Raw genomic sequence first — 18,323 nt, forward strand, 5'->3', positions numbered from 1 at the left:
AGTACCGCCCTGCTGGCGGTGGCCCTGAGTCTGCCGGCCTCTGCCTGGGCATTGTCGGCCCGCGTCAGCGGTATCGAGGGCGAGGCGGCGGATAATATCGAAAACTACCTGGCGGGCCTGGAGGGGGAGCAGTACAGTCCCGCCCGCCTGGAGGCAGAGGCGCGCCGCCGCGCCGCCGAAGCCCTGAGGCCCTTCGGCTACTACGAGCCCCAGTTCGAACTGAGCCTGGTGGGGGAGCCGGTGACCCGGGTCGATATCGCCGTCACCCCGGGCCCCCAGGTGGTCGTCCGGCGGCTGGCCATCTCGGTGCGTGGCGAGGCCGGTGGCGATGAGGCCTTCGAGGAGGTCCTGGCGGCCCATGGCCTGGCCGAGGGCGAGCCGCTGCGCCATGCCCCCTACGATCGCCTGCGTAATCGTCTGGCGGGGCTGGCCCTGGAGCGGGGCTACTTCGACTCTTACTTCCGCGACCGCCGCCTCGAGGTACGCCCCTGGGAGCAGAGCGCCCATATCACCCTGACTTTCGACAGCGGCCCGCGCTATCGCTTCGGCGAAGTGGATATCCAGGGCAGCCATATTCGACTCGATCGTCTCGAGCGCATGCTCAACTTCGCCCCGGGAGATCCCTACCTGGCCGGCGATCTCTCCGAGTACACCCAACGACTGGGGCAGAGCGGCTGGTTCGAGTCGGTGTCGGTGCGCCCGCGACTGCCGGGGGAAGAGGGCGGCGCGAGCCCGGACGGTCCCGAGGAGGTGCCGGTCAGCGTGCACCTGACGCCGGCGGATCGCCATCAGTTCGAGGTGGCCCTCGGCTATGCCACCGACGTAGGGCCGCGTACGCACTTCAGCTGGAATCAGCCGTGGATCAACAGCCGCGGACATAGTCTGAATCACGACCTCTTTATCTCCGGGCCCGAACAGCGCTTCACGGGGGAGTACCGCCTTCCCCTGGCCGACCCCCTGCGCGACAGCTACCGTCTGCAATACGGCCTGCGCCACCGCGACCAGGACGATACCCGCAGCCTGGAGAGCTCGGTGGAGCTCGCCCGCCAGTGGCGCTTCGAGAATGACTGGGTGCAGAGCCTCTACCTGCGTTCCAGCTTCGAGGACTTTACCCAGGGCGGCGAGGCGGAGCGGGTCTGGCTGCTCTATCCGGGGATCAGCTGGTCGCGGACCCGCACCCGCAACCCGCGCTTTCCCACCTGGGGGGATCGCCAGCGTATCGCCTTCGAATACTCGGATACCAGTTGGGGCTCCAGCGCCAGTTTCTTCCGCAGCACCCTGGATTCCCAGTGGATCCGCATGTGGGGAGCGAATACCCGGCTGATCGCCCGCACCGGGGTGGGCGTCATCGAGACCAGCGATTTCGACAAGATTCCTCCCTCGCTGCGCTTCTTCACCGGCGGCGATCGCAGCGTGCGTGGCTATGGCTACGAGAGCCTGGCGCCGCGCAACGACGAGGGGCGCCTGCGCGGCGGGCGCCAGCTGTTCACCGCCAGCGGCGAGATACAGCGTCGGGTCACCGGCAACTGGTGGGCGGCGGCCTTCGTCGACACCGGCGACGCCTTCGACGACTGGTGGCCCGAGACGCTCAATACCGGGGCCGGCCTGGGCATTCGCTGGGTCTCCCCGGTGGGGCCCATTCGCCTCGATATCGCCCACCCCTTCGACGATGAGGAGAACGCGTGGCGCCTTCATTTCGCCATCGGGCCGGAATTCTGAGCTGGGCCCTGATTCGCCTGCTGCTATGGCTGCCGTTGTGGCTGTTTGGCCTGCTGCTCTTCGGGCTCGGCCTGCTGCTCTCTCCCTGGGGCACCGGCCTGGCCCTGGATCAGGCCCGCGAGCGGGGCCTGATCGACTATACCCGCGTCGAGGGCGCGCCCCTGGATCGCCTGGTCGTGGAGGGACTGCGCCTGAACGCCGGGCCCGCCGAGGTGGCCGTCGGTCGGCTCGAGTGGGCCTGGGCCAGCGACTGCCTGTTGCGAGGGCGGCTGTGTCTCGACCGGCTTTACCTGGATGATCTGCGGGTGGACCTGGCCGCCACGGACCCCACCGAGACGCCCGCGGGGGAGCCCCCGGAGCGCATCACGCTCCCCCTGCCTATCGAGCTGCGCGAATTGGCGGTGACGAATGCCGATATTCGCCTCGCCGATGGCACTCGCATTGGCTGGCAGGAGTTCGTCAGCGGCGCCATGGGCGAGGGCGAGGCCGCGACCCTGCTGGCGACCCGCCTCTCCGGGCTGCGGCTCTACCTGCCGCCCAGTCCGGGGCAGCGCTGGGCGCCGGGTGCCGCGGCGGGGGCGGTCGCCCTGACCGCCGAGGCCATCGATGTCGCCATCGCCGTGGCCGAGCACCGCCCCATCGCTGAGCCGGCGCCGCCCCTGACCGAACGCGAACGCCTGGCGCTGCCCGATATACGGCTGCCGCTGGACCTGGCCGTCGGCGAACTGCTGGTCGAGGACGTCGAACTCTCCGGCGCCGTGGAACAGCGCCTGGACCGTCTCTATCTGGAGGCCAGCGGACGCGGCGACACCCTGAGCCTGAGGCGCCTGGAAGTCGACCACCCCCAGGCCAGCCTGCGCCTGGAGGCCCAGGTGGCCATGAGCGGGGAGTATCCGCTGGAGGCCCGTCTGGAGGTCCAGGTGCATGAGCTACCGGCCCTGCCGGCGCTGGAAGGAGAACGCTTCACCCTGACCCTCGGCGGGCGCCTCGGCGGCCTGGAGGCGGGGCTGGAGAGTGGCGGTGCCGTTGCCGCCCGAGTGGGACTGGAGATCGATGCCCTGGATCCGACCCTGCCGTTTCATCTGCGTCTTAGCAGCGAGCAGTTGCAGTGGCCCCTGGCGCCGAATCGGGACGCCGACTATCTCCTCGAGGACCTGGTCGTGGATCTCCAGGGCAGTCTGCTGGGTTACGAGGCGCGCCTGAGCGGCCGGGTCCAGGGTGCGGCGCTGCCGCCGACCCAACTGGCCCTGCTCGGCGAGGGCGATGCCGGGCACTTCGCCTGGATGCCGCTGTCGCTGACGTTGCCCCAGGGCAGCCTGGTCAGCCGAGGACGCATCGCCTGGCAGGAGGGCATCGATCTCTCCGCGCGCCTCAATATGGAAGCGCTCGACCCGGGGCAGTTCACCGAAGCGCTGGCCGGGCAGCTCTCCGGCACGGCGGCCGTCGACTTCCGGCTCCGGGACCAGGCCTGGGAACTGGCGATTCCGGAATTGGCCATCGACGGCGAGCTCCAGGAGCTGCCCCTGTCGCTGGAGGCGAGCCTCAGCGGCACCAGCGAGATGCGCTGGGACATCGCTCGCCTGGAGGCCCGCCAGGGCGACAATCGCCTCTCGGTGGCCGGTCGCATCGAGGAGCGCCTGGACCTCGCCGGCACGCTCGAGGCGCCCCGACTGGAGAGCCTGTTGGCGGGGCTCGAGGGACGCCTGGCCGGTGACTTCGCGGTGGCCGGCAGCCTGGAGGCGCCGACCCTGGATCTCAACCTCAACGGCGCCGCTCTGGCCTTCGAAGGCAACCGTGTGGAGGCCCTCGAGCTTCAGGCCCGGGTGGCGGGGATCGACGATCCGCGGCTGGAGGCCGAGTTAAGCGCCGACGGCTTGACCGCCGCCGAGCAACGCCTGGCGGCCCTGACCCTGACCCTGCAGGGGCGACTCTCCGAGCACCGCCTCGAGCTCGACCTGGAGGGCGACGATCAGGGGCCCCTGGAGCGCTTGGTCCTGGGACTGGACGGGGGGCTGAATCAGGCTCAGCAGCGCTATCGTGGCGCACTCTCGCCCCTGGAGGCGGTATTGCCCCAGGGCACCCTGGCCCTGGAGGAGCCGCTGCGCTTCGAGGTCGCCCTCGACGCGGGTCGCGTCGACGCCGAGCCCTTCTGCCTGGTACGCGGCGAGGGGGGGCGGCTGTGCAGCATCGAGACCCTGCGCGCCTCGGCGGCATCGGGCCGCCTGGCGCTGCGTCTCGAGGCCCTGCCCATGGACCTGGTCGAGGCGGCCATGCCGGACGGCTGGGAGCTGGCCGGGGAGACCGATGGCGATCTCGCCCTCGACTGGTCCCAGGGCGGCGCCCGGTGGCGCCTGACCAGCGATCTGGCCAGCCGCATCGCCCTGAGCGGCGAGGACGCCTATGGCCAGCCCTGGGAGCTGCCCGATTCCCGACTGCGCCTGGGGCTCGAGGCCAGCGAAGCGCGGGCCGAGGCCGAGCTCTCCCTGGCCCTGGCCGAGGCCGGTGAATTGGGACTCAGCGTCCAGGTGGAGGATCCCCTGGGGCGCCAGGCGCTGAGCGGCGAGCTGCGCCTCGAGGCCATCGACCTGGCTCGCTACCGGGCCCTGATCGCGGGCATGGAGCGCCTGGAGGGTCGCCTCGAGGGGCGGGTGGCCATCGCCGGTAGCCTGGAGGTGCCGGACCTGCGGGGTCGCATCGCCCTGGAGGGCCTGGAGGCGCGAGGCTTCGACCTGCCGGTGACCATTCACGATGGGCGGATCGGCGTCGACCTGGCCGGTGATCGTGGCACCATCGATGGCCTGATTCGCGGCGAGGAGGGGCGCCTGGATATCAGCGGGGAGGCGGCCTGGCCGAGCCTGGATAGCTGGTCGATCGAGGTCCGCGTGGATGGTCGCGACGACCCCTTGCTGGCGATCCTGCCCGAGTTCGGTCGCCTGCGCCTGGCACCGCAGCTGACCATCGCGGTGACCCCGGCCAGCCTGGACGTGGGCGGCCGGGTGCAGATTCCCTGGGCGCGCCTGGAGGTGGGACAACTCCCCCCGGGGGTGGTCTCGCCGAGCCCCGACGAGGTGATCGTCAGCGAGGAGGAGGTCCGCGAGCGCCTCAGGCTGGCGGCCTTCTCCGAGGAGGACCTGGCCGCCCAGGAATCCGCCGCCGCGGCCCTGCGCCGGGCCGGCATGGCAATCCAGGTACGGATCGACCTGAGCCTGGGGCCGGACATGCAGCTGGAGGCCTACGGCCTCGAGGCCGGCCTCACCGGCGAACTGGAGGTGCGCCAGGCCGATGGCCCGGTGCAACTGTTCGGCGACGTCAATCTGGTGGACGGGCGCTTCCGCGCCTTCGGCCAGGACCTGCTGATCCGCGAGGGCCAGCTGATCTTCAGCGGCCCGCCGGACCAGCCGCTGCTGGAGGTGGAAGCCATCCGCAACCCCGATATCACCCAGGACGAGGTGATCGCCGGCCTCAGGGTGAGAGGCCAGGCCGACGAGCCGGAACTGCGGATCTTCTCCGAGCCGGCCATGGACGAGGCGCGGGCACTCTCCTACCTGCTGCGCGGCCGGGCGCCGGACGAGAGCGATGCCGACGGCGCCCTGACCTCGGCCCTGGTGGGCCTGACCTTGTCCCGCACCGGCGGTGCCGTGGGCCAGCTTGGCCAGGCCTTCGGTATCGAGGATCTGCGCCTGGAGACCGCCGGCGCCGGCGAGGAGAGTCAGGTGGTGGTGGCCGGCCAGCTCACCGATGACCTGCGCATCAGCTACGGGGTGGGGATCTTCTCGCCGATCGCCGAGCTGACCCTGCGCTATACCCTGTGGCGCAACCTCTATGTGCAGGCGGTCTCGGGTGCCGCCCAGGCGGTGGATCTGGTCTATACCTTCAGCAGACGCGGTAACCCGCGACTGCGCGACAGTGGAGAATGAGATGTTCGACAAGCAGACCCTGGTGACCCCCGAGCGGGCCCTGCCGGGCCGTGAGGCGCCGCTGGCGATCGGCGGCATTCACCACGTCAATGGCCGTAGTCTCTTGCCGCCCTGGCCTCCGGGGCATCGCGAGATCGTGCTGGGACTGGGCTGTTTCTGGGGCGCCGAGCGCCTCTTCTGGCAGCTGCCCGGCGTCCATGTCACCGCCGTGGGCTACGCCGGCGGCCATACGCCCAATCCCACCTACGAGGAGACCTGCACCGGCCTCACCGGCCATACCGAGGTGGTACGGGTCATCTTTGATCCCGTCGAGCTGGACCTGGAGCGCCTGCTGGCGGTGTTCTGGGAGGCCCATGATCCGACTCAGGGCATGCGCCAGGGCAATGACATCGGCACCCAGTACCGCTCGGCGATCTACACTATCGACGCGGCCCAGCAGGAGGCGGCCGAGGCCAGTCGCGAGCGCTATCAGCAGGCGTTGAGCCGGGCCGGGCGCGGCACCATCACCACCGAGATCGCGCCGCTGGCGGCCTTCTACTACGCCGAGGAATATCACCAGCAGTACCTGGCCAAGAACCCCGGCGGCTACTGCGGCCTCAAGGGCACCGGCATCGGTTGCCCCGGTCAGTGATCGACGCCATCCCGCGCCTCACGCCAGCGCCAGGCCACTCGGCGAGCCTGCCTCGGGTCGCGGCTGTAGTGCAGGAGGCCGGGCCGCTTGCGCAGGCCGGCGCGCTTCAGCTTGATCAACAGGCGCGCCGGTAGGCCGATCAGCACCAGGCCGATCTCCCGATGGTGCATCTCGTCGATCAGCCGCCGCAGGGCCTCGATGGCCGTGGCGTCCAGGCTCGGCACGTCGCGCATGTCGAGGAGCAGGGTATGCACCCCGGGATCGACTCGATGCAGGGTGATCAGGGCCTTGTCGGCGGCGGCAAAGAACAGCGGGCCGTCGATGTCATAGAGGGCGATATCCTCGGGCAAGTCCCCCAGCGCCTCGGTCGGCGCCTCGATGCGCCGGGACTGGGTCAGTCCCGCCATGCGATGCACGAAGAGGGCGGCGGCCAGCCCGATCCCCACGGCCACCGCCAGGACCATATCGAAGAGTACCGTCAGTACGAAACAGAGCACCAGGATAAGCACGTCCCCGGGCGGGGCCGTACGCAGGGTATGCACCATATGACGAGCCTCGCTCATGTTCCAGGCGACGATAAACAGCAGCGCCGCCAGGGCACTCATGGGCACGCCCCCCAGCACCTCCGCCAGCGCCACTACCGCCAGCAGTACCACCAGGGCATGCACCACGGCGGCCAGGGGGGAACGTGCGCCGCTGCGAATATTGGTGGCGGTGCGTGCCAGGGCCGCGGTGGCGGTGATGCCGCCGAACAGCGGGGCCACGATATTGCCCAGTCCCTGGCCGATCAGCTCGGCATTGGGATCATGCCTGCTGCGGGTCAGGCCGTCGGCCACGACCGCGCAGAGCAGGGATTCGATGGCGCCCAGCATGGCGATGGCGACGGCCGGTCCCAGCAGCTCATGGAAGAGCTCGAAATCGAGGCTCAGGGGCTCGCCGTCGGCATTCGAGAACAGGCCGGAGGCCAGCAGGGTCGGGGCAAGGGGCGGAATGCCGGCGCCGCTCTGGCCATCGGCCTCCCAACTGAAGCGCGAGGCGATGGTGGCGATATCGATATCACCGCCGAGCCAGGCGCCGATCGCCCGAGTCAGGAGGGTGGCGGCCACCAGCCCCGCCAGGGGGGCCGGCACGCGGATGCCCAGGCGCGGCCAGAGCAGCATCACCAGCAGCGTGAAGAGGCCGATTGCCAGTTCCCAGGGGTTCCAGGAGCCCAGGGCGCCGACGATGCGCCCCAGGTTGGCGAGGAAGTGCTCGTCGAGCCCTTCCAGGCTGAGTCCCAGGAAGTCGGGCAGCTGTAGGGTAGCGATCACCACGGCGATGCCGGCCGTGAAGCCGAGAATCACCGGATAGGGGACGAACTCGATCAGGCGGCCCAGGCGAGCCAGGCCGAGGGCAACCAGGATCAGCCCCGCCATCATGGTGGCGATCAGCAGGCCCCCCAGGCCGTGCTGTTGCACGATGGGGAAGAGGATGACCACGAAGGCCGCGGTGGGCCCCGAGACATTGAAGCGCGAGCCCCCGGTCAGGGCGATCAGGGCGCCGGCGACGATGGCGGTATAGAGTCCATGCTGGGGCGGCACGCCGGTGGCGATGGCCAGTGCCATGGACAGGGGGACCGCCACGGTCCCCAGGGTCAGCCCCGCCATCAGGTCATGGCGCAACGCCCCCAGGCCATAGCCTTGCTCGAAGGCGCTCCGCAGACCGGTAGCGATAGCCGGCAAGCGCCGGGCTCTCCTTGCCATGATCCCTCCTTGAGCCAGGCGCCGATGGCCAGGCGGCCATGGCGGCACCGAGTAAAGAACGCCGGTGATCATAGCATGTACCGACGCCGAGGCGGCGCCGGTGCGGCGGGATGTCGCCCGGGCGACAGGCTAGCCGCGGGCGGAAGCCGGGGTTTGGCCGAGCCCTTCCGGCACCCGGGCCCAGTCGTCGAGCTGGCGGGTGACCCGACGGGCCAGCCAGGAGGCGAGGCGCGCGCCGCGCCGCTCAATATAGCCCACATGGCCACCGTGGCGGGCGATCTCGACGCGCACCGCCGCCGAGGGGGCGGGCAGGTGCTCGAAGAGGTCGCCGGGCATAAAGGGGTCGTCGGCGGCGTGCAGGATCAGGGTGGGGAGTTCGATCTCGCCGAGCAGGGGGCCCGCCGAGGCGCGGCGATAGTAGTCGCTGGCGGAGGCGAAACCGTGCAGGGGCGCGGTGACCTCGTTGTCGTAGGCCCAGAAGGTGTCCAGCTCCTTGAGCTGGTGGGGAGAGAGGCTAATGGGCAGGGGGCCCTTGGCCATCTTGAGGGCGACCTTGCGCTTCAGCGAGGCCAGCAGATGGCGCTGGTAGACCCGCGCCATGCCGCGATTGAGCACATCGGCGCTGGCGGCGAGATCCAGGGGCGCATTGATGGCGATGGCCCCGGCCAGGTCGAGGCCATCGCCGCCCTGTTCCGCGACCAGCTTGAGCAGCATATTGGCGCCCAGGGAGACCCCGGCGGCCACCTTGAGGGCCTGGGGATAACGCTGGCCGAGCTGGCCCAGCACCCAGTAGGCGTCGGCGGTATCGCCGCTATGATAGGCCCGCGGCAGGCGGTTGGGGGCCTGGCCACAGCCGCGGAAATGCATCAGCACGGCCCGCCAGCCGAGGTCCGCCGCCGCCCCCAGCAGTTCGCGGGCATAGGGGGCGTCGAAGGAGCCCTCCAGGCCATGGAAGAGCACGAACAGCGGCGCCTCCGGGGCCGTCGGCGCCGGACGCACCCAGGCCAGCTCCACGAAGTCGCCATCCGGCAGGTTGATGATCTCGGTGTCCCGCGCCAGGCGTCGCCGTGGCAGCAGGCGCGGCAGCAGGGTCTGGAGGTGTCGGTTACCTAGTCCCCGGGGAGGGTGAAAGTCGGCGGGAACAATCGCGTGGGTCATGCCGGCCTCGTGCTGGAGAACCGGGGCCCGGTGCGGCCCCTATCTCTTCTAGCTTATCGCGGTGCCGGCGGGAGGCAAGGTTATTGCGGCCCGTGCTGGTCGAAAGGCAAGGCCATCAGGACATCTCTTGCGTTAAATCAAGATCCCGGGTCAGATTGTCGCGGCCCGCCGCGGTGATCACCACATTGTCCTCGATACGGATGCCGCCATGTTCGCCCAGGGCCTCGACCCGGCCCCAGTCGAGCATGCCGGCGGTGGCGCCCTGGCGCAGCGGTTCCAGCAGCATCGGAATCACATAGAGCCCCGGCTCCACGGTGATCGCCATCCCCGCTTCCAGCTCCCGGGTCAGGCGTAGCGCCGGATGCGTCGGGGGTGGAGGCAGGGGGTGGCCTTGCTTGTCCTGGCGCCCGCCCACGTCGTGGACCTGCAGGCCCAGCAGATGGCCCAGCCCATGGGGGCAGAAGGCGCGGGTGATGCCGCGCTCGAGGGCCGCCTCGGCACTCGCCTTGACCAGGCCGTGCTCCACCAAGAGGTCGGCCAGGCCCTGGTGCATGCGCTCCTGCATCGTCACATAGGAGACGCCCGGGGCCAGCCCCTCCACCAGTTGCCGCTGCAGGCGATCCATGCCGGCGAGCAGGGCCCGGTAGTCGTCGCTGGCCGCCGGCCCCGCCCAACTGCGAGTGATATCGGCGCAGTAGCCGCGGAAGCGGTGGCCGCCGTCCACCAGCAGGCTATGCGCCCGTGCCGGGGCCTCGAGGTCGTAGTGCTGATAGTGGAGCACGCCGCCGTGGGCATCGATGCCGACGATGCTCTGGTAGGGCAACTCGCTCTCGCGGATCCGCGCCGCCTGGAGATAGGCCAGTTGGCAGTCCAGCTCGGCACCGCCGGCCAGGAAGGCGTCCCGCGCCGCGGCGTGACCGGCCAGGGCCCGGCGGTTGGCCTCACGCAGGCAGGCGACCTCATAGTCGCTCTTGCGAACCCGGGCCTCGTCCAGGGCGCGGGTGAGAGCCTCGGGGTTGGCCTCGGCCCCCAGGCGTTCGGCCTGGGCCGCGCTCACCTCGCCGAGGACCGCGAAGCGCCCGGCGGGCAGCCGCGGCGCCTCACCCTCCTCCTGACACACCACCTCGAAGGCCTCGACCCAGGCTTCCTCGGGCAGTCGCGGCGAAAGGTGCCAGAAGTCCCGGGGGGCGTGGAAATAGAGGCGCGGCCTCTGGCCCGGGCGAATCAACAACCAGCTATGCTCCAGGCCGGCCAGGGGCACCCAGTGCAGGAAGTGGCCATAGGCGGCGAAGCTGGCGTGCTGGTCATCGGCGAAATGCCGGTGGGCCCGGCCACTATAGAGCAGCACTCCATCATAGCCGTGTTCCGCCAGCAGCGCCGCGTAGGCCTGCTCGAGCCGGGAGAGGTGCGCCTGCTGAGCGTCGGCGAGGTCGTTGGTCATCGGTGACTCCATAGCGAAAATCGAAGGTCGGGCACCCCGCCGATCAGGCCACGGGGGCCGGCGAGGGCAACGCTTGCCATAGCTTGTCCAGGGCCGGCGAAGGGCCCTGGGTATGGCGATAGAGGCGGATCTCCAGGGGGACCTGCCAGCGGGCATCGCCGGCGGGCACCAGTTCCCCCCGGGCAAGGGCCGGGGCGGCCAGTCGCTGCGGCAACCAGCCCATCCCATAGCCGAGGCCGATCAGTTCCCTGATATTGTGGCTCTGGATGCTCTCGTTGAGTACCCGGAAGGCCGGGGCCTCGCCGAGGCTAGTCAGATGGTCCTGGATGGCGGCATGCATCAGCCCCCGGGGATGGAAGGCGATCAGCGGCAGACTCTCCCGGGGGCCGCTGCCCAGGGAGAAGCGCGGGCGCCCATCGGGATCCGGGACCGAGAGCGGGATCAGGCGCTCCTCGCCGACCCGCCGATAATCGCACTCGAGCCGCTCACTCTCCGACAATAGCCCATCTCGCGGCCAGTAGCAGAGCACCAGGTCACACTCGCCGCGGTCGAGGGCCTGGAAGTAGTCGTCGATCAGCCAGCCGGTGGCCCTCAGGTAGGGCTCCAGGGGCGGATCCTCGTGATGGGTCGCCAGCCACTCCGGCAGGAAGTGGGAGAGCAGGCTCTGGGGCGCCGCCAGCCGCAAGCGGTTGGCCTGGGCCTCGGCGAGGCGCGAGAGCCGCTCCCGGGTATCCTGCACCCGTTGCGTGACCTGCTCGCAGAGACGCAGGAATTCCTCGCCGGCCGGGGTCAGGGAGAGGGGCAGGGTCTGGCGATTGACCAGGGTGGTGCCCATCTCCTCTTCCAGCAGCTTGATGCGTCGCGAGAAGGTGGGCTGGGTGACATTACGCTCCTCCGCGGCCCGGGAGAAGTGCCGGGTGCGGGCCAGGGCGACAAAGTCTTCCAGCCAGCGAATTTCCATGGTTCACCAGATTTATCGAAAATATTGTTGGATTTGTCTAGTCAGGCAGTGAATTTTGCCATTGAGACGCCTGTTTCTCTACAGTCGTGTCTACAGGCGTCCTTCCTCCACCGCATGACAGGCCACCTGGCCACCATCGTCCTGGGGACGCAGCCGGGGTACCTCACGCCGGCAGCGGGGTTCGGCATGGGGACAGCGCCCATGGAAGACGCAGCCGGAGGGCAGGTTCACCGGGGTCGGCACCTCGCCGGTCAGGCGAATCGGCTGGGGCCGGTCGTCCTCCAGGCGCGGGATCGCCGAGAGCAGCGCCTGGGTATAGGGGTGGCGGGGCGTGGCGAACAGGGTCCGGGTCGGCGCCACCTCGCAGACGGTGCCCAGGTACATCACCGCGACGCGGGTGCCGAAGTGCTCCACCACCGCCAGGTCATGGGTAATGAACAGGTAGGTGAGGTGGCGCTCCTGCTGGGCATCCATCAGCAGGTTGAGCACCTGGGCCTGAATGGACACGTCCAGCGCCGAGATCGGCTCGTCGGCGACGATAAATTCCGGATCCACGGCCAGGGCGCGGGCGATGGCGATGCGTTGGCGTTGGCCGCCGGAGAACTCGTGGCCGAAGCGCGCGCCCCATTCCGGGTCGACGCCCACCGAGGCCATCACCTCGCGCACCTTGGCCGTGACCCGGTCGCGGGACCAGTCGGGGTGGTGCAGGCGGATCGGCTCCTCCAGGGTCTGCTGAATCGTCATGCGCGGATTCAGCGAGGCGTAGGGGTTCTGGAAGATCATCTGCATGCGCTTGCGATAGGGCAGCAGCGCCTTGGGCGAGAGATCATCGATGCGCGTCCCGTCGTAGTGGATCTCCCCGGCGCTGGGCGAGAGCAGCCCCATCACGGTGCGCGCCACCGTGGACTTGCCGCAGCCGGACTCGCCGACCACGCAGAGCGCCTCGCCGCGCCGGATACTCAGGTCCACGCCGTTGATGGCATGCACGAACTCCTGATGGCGCACCAGGCGGCCGCCCTTGAAGCGCAGCTGTTCGAGGAAGTCGCCGGAGAGATCGAAGCGCTTGCGCAGGCCGCGGATCTCCAGCAGCGGGGCATTCTCCTGGGCCGACGGACGTGTTGCCTGGCTTCGGGTCTCGGTAGGCGTCTCGGTCTGGGGCAGGGCCTGGGCGGTCATGGGCGATCCTCCTCGGTGGCGGCGGCTTCCTGGGCCAGCATTTCCGCCACCATATGGCAAGCCACCCGGCAATTGCCGGAGGCCACGAAGTCGGGCACCTGGCGGGAGCAGGCGGGGCGCTCGCTGCCATCGGCGCGGGTCAGGAAGTCACAGCGGGGATGGAAGGCACAGCCCGAGGGCAGCTGGCTCAGCGGCGGCATGCTGCCGCGAATCTGATTGAGGTGGCTGCCCGGGGTGGCCATCTGCGGCAGGGCATTCATCAACCCCTGGGTATAGGGATGCTGGGGGTCGTTGATGATCTCCCGGGTCGGCCCGGCCTCGATCACCCGTCCCGCATACATCACCAGCATGCGCTGGGTCACCTGGCTGACCACTCCCAGGTCGTGGGTGATCAGGATCAGGCCGACGTTGTGCTTCTCGCACAGCTCCAGCAGCAGGGTCATGATCTCCGCCTGGATGGTCACGTCCAGCGCCGTGGTGGGCTCGTCGGCGATGATGATGTCCGGATCCAGCAGCAGGGCGATGGCGATGATGACCCGCTGACGCATGCCCCCGGAGAGCTCGTGGGGGTACTGGTCGAGGCGCGTCTCCGGGGAGGGGATCTGCACCTGCTGGAGCTTGTGCAGGGCGATGGCCCGGGCCTCTCGGGAGGCGATGCGGCGATGCGCCTTGAGGCACTCGACCATCTGCTCGCCGATGGTCAGCACCGGATTAAGGGTCATCATCGGATCCTGGAAGATCATCGACACGCGGTTGCCGCGGATACGCCGCAGCTGCCGCTCGCCGAGGCCGATCAGCTCCTGGCCATCGAAGCGGATGCTGCCGCCGGCGATATAGCCGGGCCTGGCGATCAGGTTGAGCAGGCTGAAGGCGGCCACCGACTTGCCGGCGCCGGACTCGCCCACCAGGCCGAGGCGTTCGCCGCGGTCCAGGGTGAAATTGATATTGCGCAGGGCGCGCACCTCGCCCTGGCGCAGGGCGAAGCGCACATCCAGGTCGCGAACTTCGAGAAGTGCCATAAGAGGTGCTCCTTAGCCCTTGTAGAGACGCGGGTTCATGACGTCGCGCAGCCAGTCGCCGAGCAGGTTGATCGACAGCACCAGCACCACCAGGAAGGCGCCGGGAATCAGGGTGATCCACCAGGCCCCGGACTGCAGGTAGTCGAAGCCGGCCTTGATCAGCGAGCCCAGCGACGGGTGGGTCTCCGGCATGCCCAGTCCCAGGAAGGAGAGGGCCGCCTCGGAGATGATGGCGTTGGCGATCTGCACCGTGGAGATGACGAAGATCGGCGACAGGGTGTTGGGCAGCACATGGCGGAACATGATGCGCCGCGACTTCAGGCCCATCACCTTGGCGGCGTCCACATACTCCTTGCGCTTCTCGGCCAGCACCGAGGCGCGCACCGTGCGGGCGTACTGGGGCCACTCGGCCAGGCCGATGATCAGGATCAGCATCAGGATGGCGTAGTCGCTGTAGAAGCTGCCGCCCAGGGTGGCCTTGACCACGGCGCCCACCACGATGGCCACCATCAGGGTGGAGAAGGAGAGCTGGATATCCGCCAGGCGCATCAGCAGGGCATCCACGCGGCCGCCCAGGTAGCCGGCCAGCAGGCCGAAGACCACCCCCAGCAGGGCCTGGAGCAGCACGGCGCCGAAGCCGATCAGCAGCGACACCCGGGTGCCGTAGAGGATGATCGACCACAGGTCCCGCCCCTGGGCGTCGGTACCCAGGCTGTAGGCGGGGTCACTGCCCTCGATCCAGAAGGGCGGCAGTTCCGAGGCGAGGATATCGATCTGCGCCAGGTCGTAGGGGTCGGTGGGGGCCAGCCAGGGGGCCAGCAGCGCCATGCCGACCAGGGCGAGCAGGGTCGCCAGGCACAGCTGGGCGCCGCGGTCGCGCTTGAAGCTGTACCACAGATAGGAGTCGCGCAGCCGCTGCCAGCGGCCGACGGCCGGAGTCGCCGCCGGGGGTGAGGAATGGGTACTCATGCGGGCTTGCCTGTCAGTTTGACGGTGGGGTTCACCAGGCCATAGATCAGGTCCACCAGGGTATTGGTGACCACGAAGATGACGCCGACGATCATCAGGTAGGCGACGATCAGCGGGATATCGGCGCGGTTGATAGCATCCAGGAACATCAGCCCCATGCCGGGCCACTGGAAGACCGTCTCGGTGAGGATGGTGTAGGCGACCATGGTGCCGATCTGCACCCCGCCGACGGTGATCACCGGCAGCATGGTGTTCTTCAGGGCATGCAGGAAATAGATGCGCCGCACGCCGATGCCCTTGGCCCGGGCGAACTTGACGTACTCCGACTGCAGCACTTCCATCATCTCGGCGCGAATCAGGCGGATGAACAGCGGCAGCATGATGGAGGCCAGGGCCACCGAGGGCAGCACCAGGTGCTTCAGGCCGCCGAGGCTGGCCAGGTTGGTCTCCCAGTGGCCGACCACCGGCACCAGGTCCTGGCCGCGACCGAAGGAGGGCATGCCGCCGTCGGTGGAGAGCAGGCCGTTGAGCCAGGCGCCCCAGGCCGTGGACTCCGGGAAGAGGCTCACCGAGATGCCGATGGAGAAGACCTGGATCAGCAGGATGGCGGTGAGGAAGACCGGAATCGAGATGCCGATGATCGAGGCGCCCATAAAGAAGCGCGAGAGCAAGGCGCGGGGCTTGATGGCGCTGTAGACGCCGATGGGCACCGACAGCAGCACGATCAGCAGGGTGGCGCCGAAGACCAGCTCGAGGGTCGCCGGCAGGTGACGGGCGATCACCTCCAGTGCCGGTTCCCGGTAGAAGTAGGAGGTGCCGAAGTCACCGCTCAGGGCATTGCCGGCGAAGCGCAGATACTGCACATGGAAGGGGTCGTTGAGGCCGAACTGCTCGCGCAGGGCCTCGCGTTCGCTCTCGGGGACCGACTGGCCGACCATCTGCTGGATGGGATCGCCCAGGTTGTCCTGGATGGCGAAGGCGATGACGCTGATGATGAACATCACCAGCAGGGCGTGCATCAGCCGCTTGGTAAGAAAGGCGATCATGGGGTAAGCCTGTCTGGGGTGTCACTAACGGAACCCCTCGCCCATCACGGGCGAGGGGCCGGCCATCGGGGCGATGGCCGGGGGAATCACTCGCCCTGGATCACCAGGTCGCCCAGGTAGGGGAAGTCGAGGGCATTGACCACCGGGGCAATGTCCACGCCATCGCGGGCGCCATAGGCCAGGTTCTGCCAGTGCAGCATGATATAGCCGGCGTCCTCATGGAGCCTGGCCTCGGCCTCCTGGAGCATGGCATTGCGGGCCTCGAGATCGGTCTCGCGGTCGGCGCGGGCCACCAGGGCATCGATCTCCTCGTTGCAGTAGCTGCCATAGTTGTACTGGCCGGCGCCGGTCTCGGTGTCGATGCAGGCGGAGAGGTACTGGAAGAAGTTGGCGCTGTCCTCGGTGTCGGCATGCCAGCCGATCATCGCCATGTCGGAGGTGCGCTCGTCGTACTCGGGCCAGTACTGGGCCAGCGGCATGGTGCGCAGGTTCACGTCGATATTGATGCGCGCCAGCATGTTGGCCACCGCCTGGGCGATCTGGGCGTCGTTCACGTAGCGGTTGTTGGGGGCGATCATGTCGATGCTGAAGCCATCGGCATAACCGGCTTCGGCCATCAGCGCCTGGGCCCGCTCCAGGTCGTAACGGGGCCCGAGTTCCGGATTGTGGCCGGAGTAGCCGGGGGGCGAGAACTGCGCCGCCGGCGTGGCGAAGCCGCGCATCAGGCGATCGGCGATGCCCTCCTGATTGATGGCGTAGGCCACCGCCTGACGCACCCGTGGATCGGCGAAGGCCTCGACCCGCGCCTGATTGAGCTGCAGGCCGATGATCCGCGTGCCGGGCACCTCCACCAGGTCGACGCCCTGGGCTTCGCGGACCCGCTCCAGGTCGTTGGGGGGCACCGCATCGATAAAGTCGACGCCGCCGGAGAGCAGGGCCGAGACCCGGGCGGCGTTCTCGGCGATGGGCGTCAGCACGATACGCGAGACATTGCCCTCGCTGTCGCTGTCCCAGTAGTCGTCGAAGCGCTCCATCTCCACCCGCACGCCCTGGCGACGCTCGGTGACAACGAAGGGGCCGGTGCCGGAGATATTGCGCGAGGCGAAGGAGTTGCCGGCCTTGACGATCTCGCCGCGGTCGCGGCCATCCTCGGTGGTGCCGGCATAGAACTGGCTGTCCATCGGGAAGATATAGGTGGCCAGGTTGAGCAGCAGCGGGTAGGGACCGTCGGTGGTGATCTCCACGGTATGCTCGTCGATCGCCTCGGCCCCGGCGATCGGCTCGAAGATGGCCCGGTAATCGGGGCTCTCCTTGAGGCGCTCGAGGGTCCAGACCACGTCGGCCGCGGTGAAGGGGTTGCCGGAGTGGAAGGTCACGTCATCGCGCAGGCTCAGGCGCACGGTGGTGTCGTCGACCTGCTCCCAGGAAGTGGCCAGGCGCGGCTCGAACTGGAAGTCCTGGGTCCAGCGCACCAGGGGGTCGAAGGCCAGATGCGAGAGGCGCAGCATGCCGCCGGACAGCTGTTCATGGATATCCAGGGTCTCCGGGTCGGCGGCGTAGCCGATGCGCAGGGTCTCGGCGGAGACGCTGGCGGGGAGGGCGGTGGCGGCCAGGGTGGCGCCAATCACGGACGCCAGCAGGGTCTTCTTGAAGGTCATGTCGTCGTATCCCTAACGGGTTGTTATGTGTTGTGACGACGCTAACCATAGATAGCGGGAGGGACGGGCGACAATCGAAATACTCACTGGCCCTATACGCCATCCGCATCATTGCCCGGGGACGCGGTGGCCCAGGCCCCATGGGAGAGGGGGGATGGGCCACCGTAGGGTCCTAGCCGACCGGGTTCAGGCCTTCGATACGGTAGAGGGACTCCACCTGATCGAGGCGTTCCACCGTGCAGCCCAGGTCGGTGACATGGCCATCCTTGAGGCCATAGACCCAGCCGTGTACCGCCAGCGGCTGGCCCCGCTGCCAGGCATGCTGGACGATCTTGGTGCGGCACAGGTTATTGACCTGGGCCTGGACATTGAGCTCGCACATGCGGTCCACCTGTTCCTCCAGGCTCAGGTGACTCAGTTCCTCCCGGTGCCGGGCATAGAGCTCGCGCACCGAGTGCAGCCAGATATCCACCATGCCGTTGTCGCCGCCGCTGACGGCGGCGCGCACGCCGCCGCAGCCGTAGTGGCCCACTACCATGATATGGCGCACCTGGAGCACTTCGACGGCGTACTGCAGCACCGAGAGGGCATTGAGATCATTGTGGTGGAGCAGGTTGGCCACGTTGCGATGCACGAAGACCTCGCCAGGGGGCAGGTCGATGATCTGGTTGGCCGGGACCCGGCTATCGGAGCAGCCGATCCACAGGTAATCGGGGTTCTGTTGCTGGGCCAGGCGATCGAAGAAGCCGGGATCCTGTTGGCGAATGCCCTCGGCCCATTGGCGATTGCGCTCGACGAGTCGTTTGATCTCTTTTTTCATGCGTCAGGTCTTCTGGTGGGCGGGTGGTGCGCCAGGGGAGGCGCCATCGGAAGCGTCTAGTCTAAC

13 protein-coding genes are annotated in these 18,323 nt (G+C 68.7%); 3 read left to right on the plus strand and 10 right to left on the minus strand.

Annotated features, from left to right (window positions below; translation table 11 throughout):
- The first annotated feature begins 18 nt into the window (after positions 1–18).
- Genes tamA through msrA form a run of 3 tightly spaced genes read left to right on the plus strand, consistent with a single transcriptional unit; the run spans position 19 to position 6,267 of the window.
- A complete protein-coding gene (tamA, locus tag ACZ5EF_RS09300) occupies positions 19–1,719 on the plus strand; it encodes an autotransporter assembly complex protein TamA (protein ID WP_346062434.1) in 1,701 nt (566 codons plus the stop codon).
- Positions 1,683–5,636 (plus strand): autotransporter assembly complex protein TamB, encoded by a 3,954-nt coding sequence (gene tamB / locus ACZ5EF_RS09305; RefSeq protein ID WP_346062433.1) that lies wholly within the window; start codon positions 1,683–1,685, stop codon positions 5,634–5,636. The genes tamA and tamB overlap by 37 nt, the downstream gene beginning before the upstream one ends.
- Before the next feature lies 1 nt (position 5,637).
- The gene (gene msrA / locus ACZ5EF_RS09310; protein ID WP_346062432.1) at positions 5,638–6,267 is read left to right on the plus strand and encodes a peptide-methionine (S)-S-oxide reductase MsrA; all 630 of its coding nucleotides are present in this window, start codon (positions 5,638–5,640) and stop codon (positions 6,265–6,267) included.
- Here the strand turns inward: msrA and dauA are convergent.
- From dauA to can, 10 genes are all read right to left on the minus strand, one after another.
- A complete protein-coding gene (gene dauA / locus ACZ5EF_RS09315) occupies positions 6,261–8,009 on the minus strand; it encodes a C4-dicarboxylic acid transporter DauA (protein ID WP_346062431.1) in 1,749 nt (582 codons plus the stop codon). The genes msrA and dauA overlap by 7 nt on opposite strands.
- Positions 8,010–8,138: 129 nt before the next feature.
- A complete protein-coding gene (locus ACZ5EF_RS09320) occupies positions 8,139–9,167 on the minus strand; it encodes a hydrolase (RefSeq protein ID WP_346062430.1) in 1,029 nt (342 codons plus the stop codon).
- A gap of 115 nt (positions 9,168–9,282) precedes the next feature.
- Positions 9,283–10,608 carry a Xaa-Pro dipeptidase gene (gene pepQ, locus ACZ5EF_RS09325; RefSeq protein ID WP_346062429.1) on the minus strand — a complete coding sequence of 442 codons (1,326 nt, stop codon included), beginning with the start codon at positions 10,606–10,608 and terminating at the stop codon, positions 9,283–9,285.
- 43 nt (positions 10,609–10,651) lie between these two features.
- The gene (locus tag ACZ5EF_RS09330; RefSeq protein ID WP_346062428.1) at positions 10,652–11,569 is read right to left on the minus strand and encodes a LysR family transcriptional regulator; all 918 of its coding nucleotides are present in this window, start codon (positions 11,567–11,569) and stop codon (positions 10,652–10,654) included.
- A gap of 90 nt (positions 11,570–11,659) precedes the next feature.
- Positions 11,660–12,745: an ABC transporter ATP-binding protein gene (locus tag ACZ5EF_RS09335; protein WP_346062427.1), complete on the minus strand. Its 1,086-nt coding sequence runs from the start codon at positions 12,743–12,745 to the stop codon at positions 11,660–11,662.
- Positions 12,742–13,764 (minus strand): ABC transporter ATP-binding protein, encoded by a 1,023-nt coding sequence (locus ACZ5EF_RS09340; RefSeq protein WP_346062426.1) that lies wholly within the window; start codon positions 13,762–13,764, stop codon positions 12,742–12,744. The genes ACZ5EF_RS09335 and ACZ5EF_RS09340 overlap by 4 nt, the downstream gene beginning before the upstream one ends.
- 12 nt (positions 13,765–13,776) lie before the next feature.
- Positions 13,777–14,733 (minus strand): ABC transporter permease, encoded by a 957-nt coding sequence (locus tag ACZ5EF_RS09345; protein WP_346062425.1) that lies wholly within the window; start codon positions 14,731–14,733, stop codon positions 13,777–13,779.
- Positions 14,730–15,779, minus strand: coding sequence for an ABC transporter permease (locus tag ACZ5EF_RS09350; protein WP_346062424.1), 1,050 nt, complete (start codon positions 15,777–15,779; stop codon positions 14,730–14,732). The genes ACZ5EF_RS09345 and ACZ5EF_RS09350 overlap by 4 nt, the downstream gene beginning before the upstream one ends.
- An 86-nt stretch (positions 15,780–15,865) precedes the next feature.
- On the minus strand, positions 15,866–17,437 hold the full coding sequence (locus tag ACZ5EF_RS09355) for an ABC transporter substrate-binding protein (protein ID WP_346062423.1): 1,572 nt from the start codon (positions 17,435–17,437) through the stop codon (positions 15,866–15,868).
- A 172-nt stretch (positions 17,438–17,609) separates the two neighbouring features.
- Complete coding sequence (gene can / locus ACZ5EF_RS09360) at positions 17,610–18,257, minus strand: carbonate dehydratase (protein ID WP_346062422.1); 648 nt, start codon at positions 18,255–18,257, stop codon at positions 17,610–17,612.
- Between the last annotated feature and the right edge of the window lie 66 nt (positions 18,258–18,323).

Source organism: Bisbaumannia salifodinae, assembly GCF_055388505.1.

Coding starts and splice junctions, on each gene's coding strand:
- can (WP_346062422.1), bottom strand. CDS start 18,257: ATGAAAAAAGAGATCAAACGACTCGTCGAGCGCAATCGCCAATGGGCC.
- ACZ5EF_RS09335 (WP_346062427.1), bottom strand. CDS start 12,745: ATGACCGCCCAGGCCCTGCCCCAGACCGAGACGCCTACCGAGACCCGA.
- ACZ5EF_RS09355 (WP_346062423.1), bottom strand. CDS start 17,437: ATGACCTTCAAGAAGACCCTGCTGGCGTCCGTGATTGGCGCCACCCTG.
- ACZ5EF_RS09345 (WP_346062425.1), bottom strand. CDS start 14,733: ATGAGTACCCATTCCTCACCCCCGGCGGCGACTCCGGCCGTCGGCCGC.
- pepQ (WP_346062429.1), bottom strand. CDS start 10,608: ATGACCAACGACCTCGCCGACGCTCAGCAGGCGCACCTCTCCCGGCTC.
- msrA (WP_346062432.1), top strand. CDS start 5,638: ATGTTCGACAAGCAGACCCTGGTGACCCCCGAGCGGGCCCTGCCGGGC.
- ACZ5EF_RS09320 (WP_346062430.1), bottom strand. CDS start 9,167: ATGACCCACGCGATTGTTCCCGCCGACTTTCACCCTCCCCGGGGACTA.
- ACZ5EF_RS09330 (WP_346062428.1), bottom strand. CDS start 11,569: ATGGAAATTCGCTGGCTGGAAGACTTTGTCGCCCTGGCCCGCACCCGG.
- ACZ5EF_RS09350 (WP_346062424.1), bottom strand. CDS start 15,779: ATGATCGCCTTTCTTACCAAGCGGCTGATGCACGCCCTGCTGGTGATG.
- ACZ5EF_RS09340 (WP_346062426.1), bottom strand. CDS start 13,764: ATGGCACTTCTCGAAGTTCGCGACCTGGATGTGCGCTTCGCCCTGCGC.
- dauA (WP_346062431.1), bottom strand. CDS start 8,009: ATGGCAAGGAGAGCCCGGCGCTTGCCGGCTATCGCTACCGGTCTGCGG.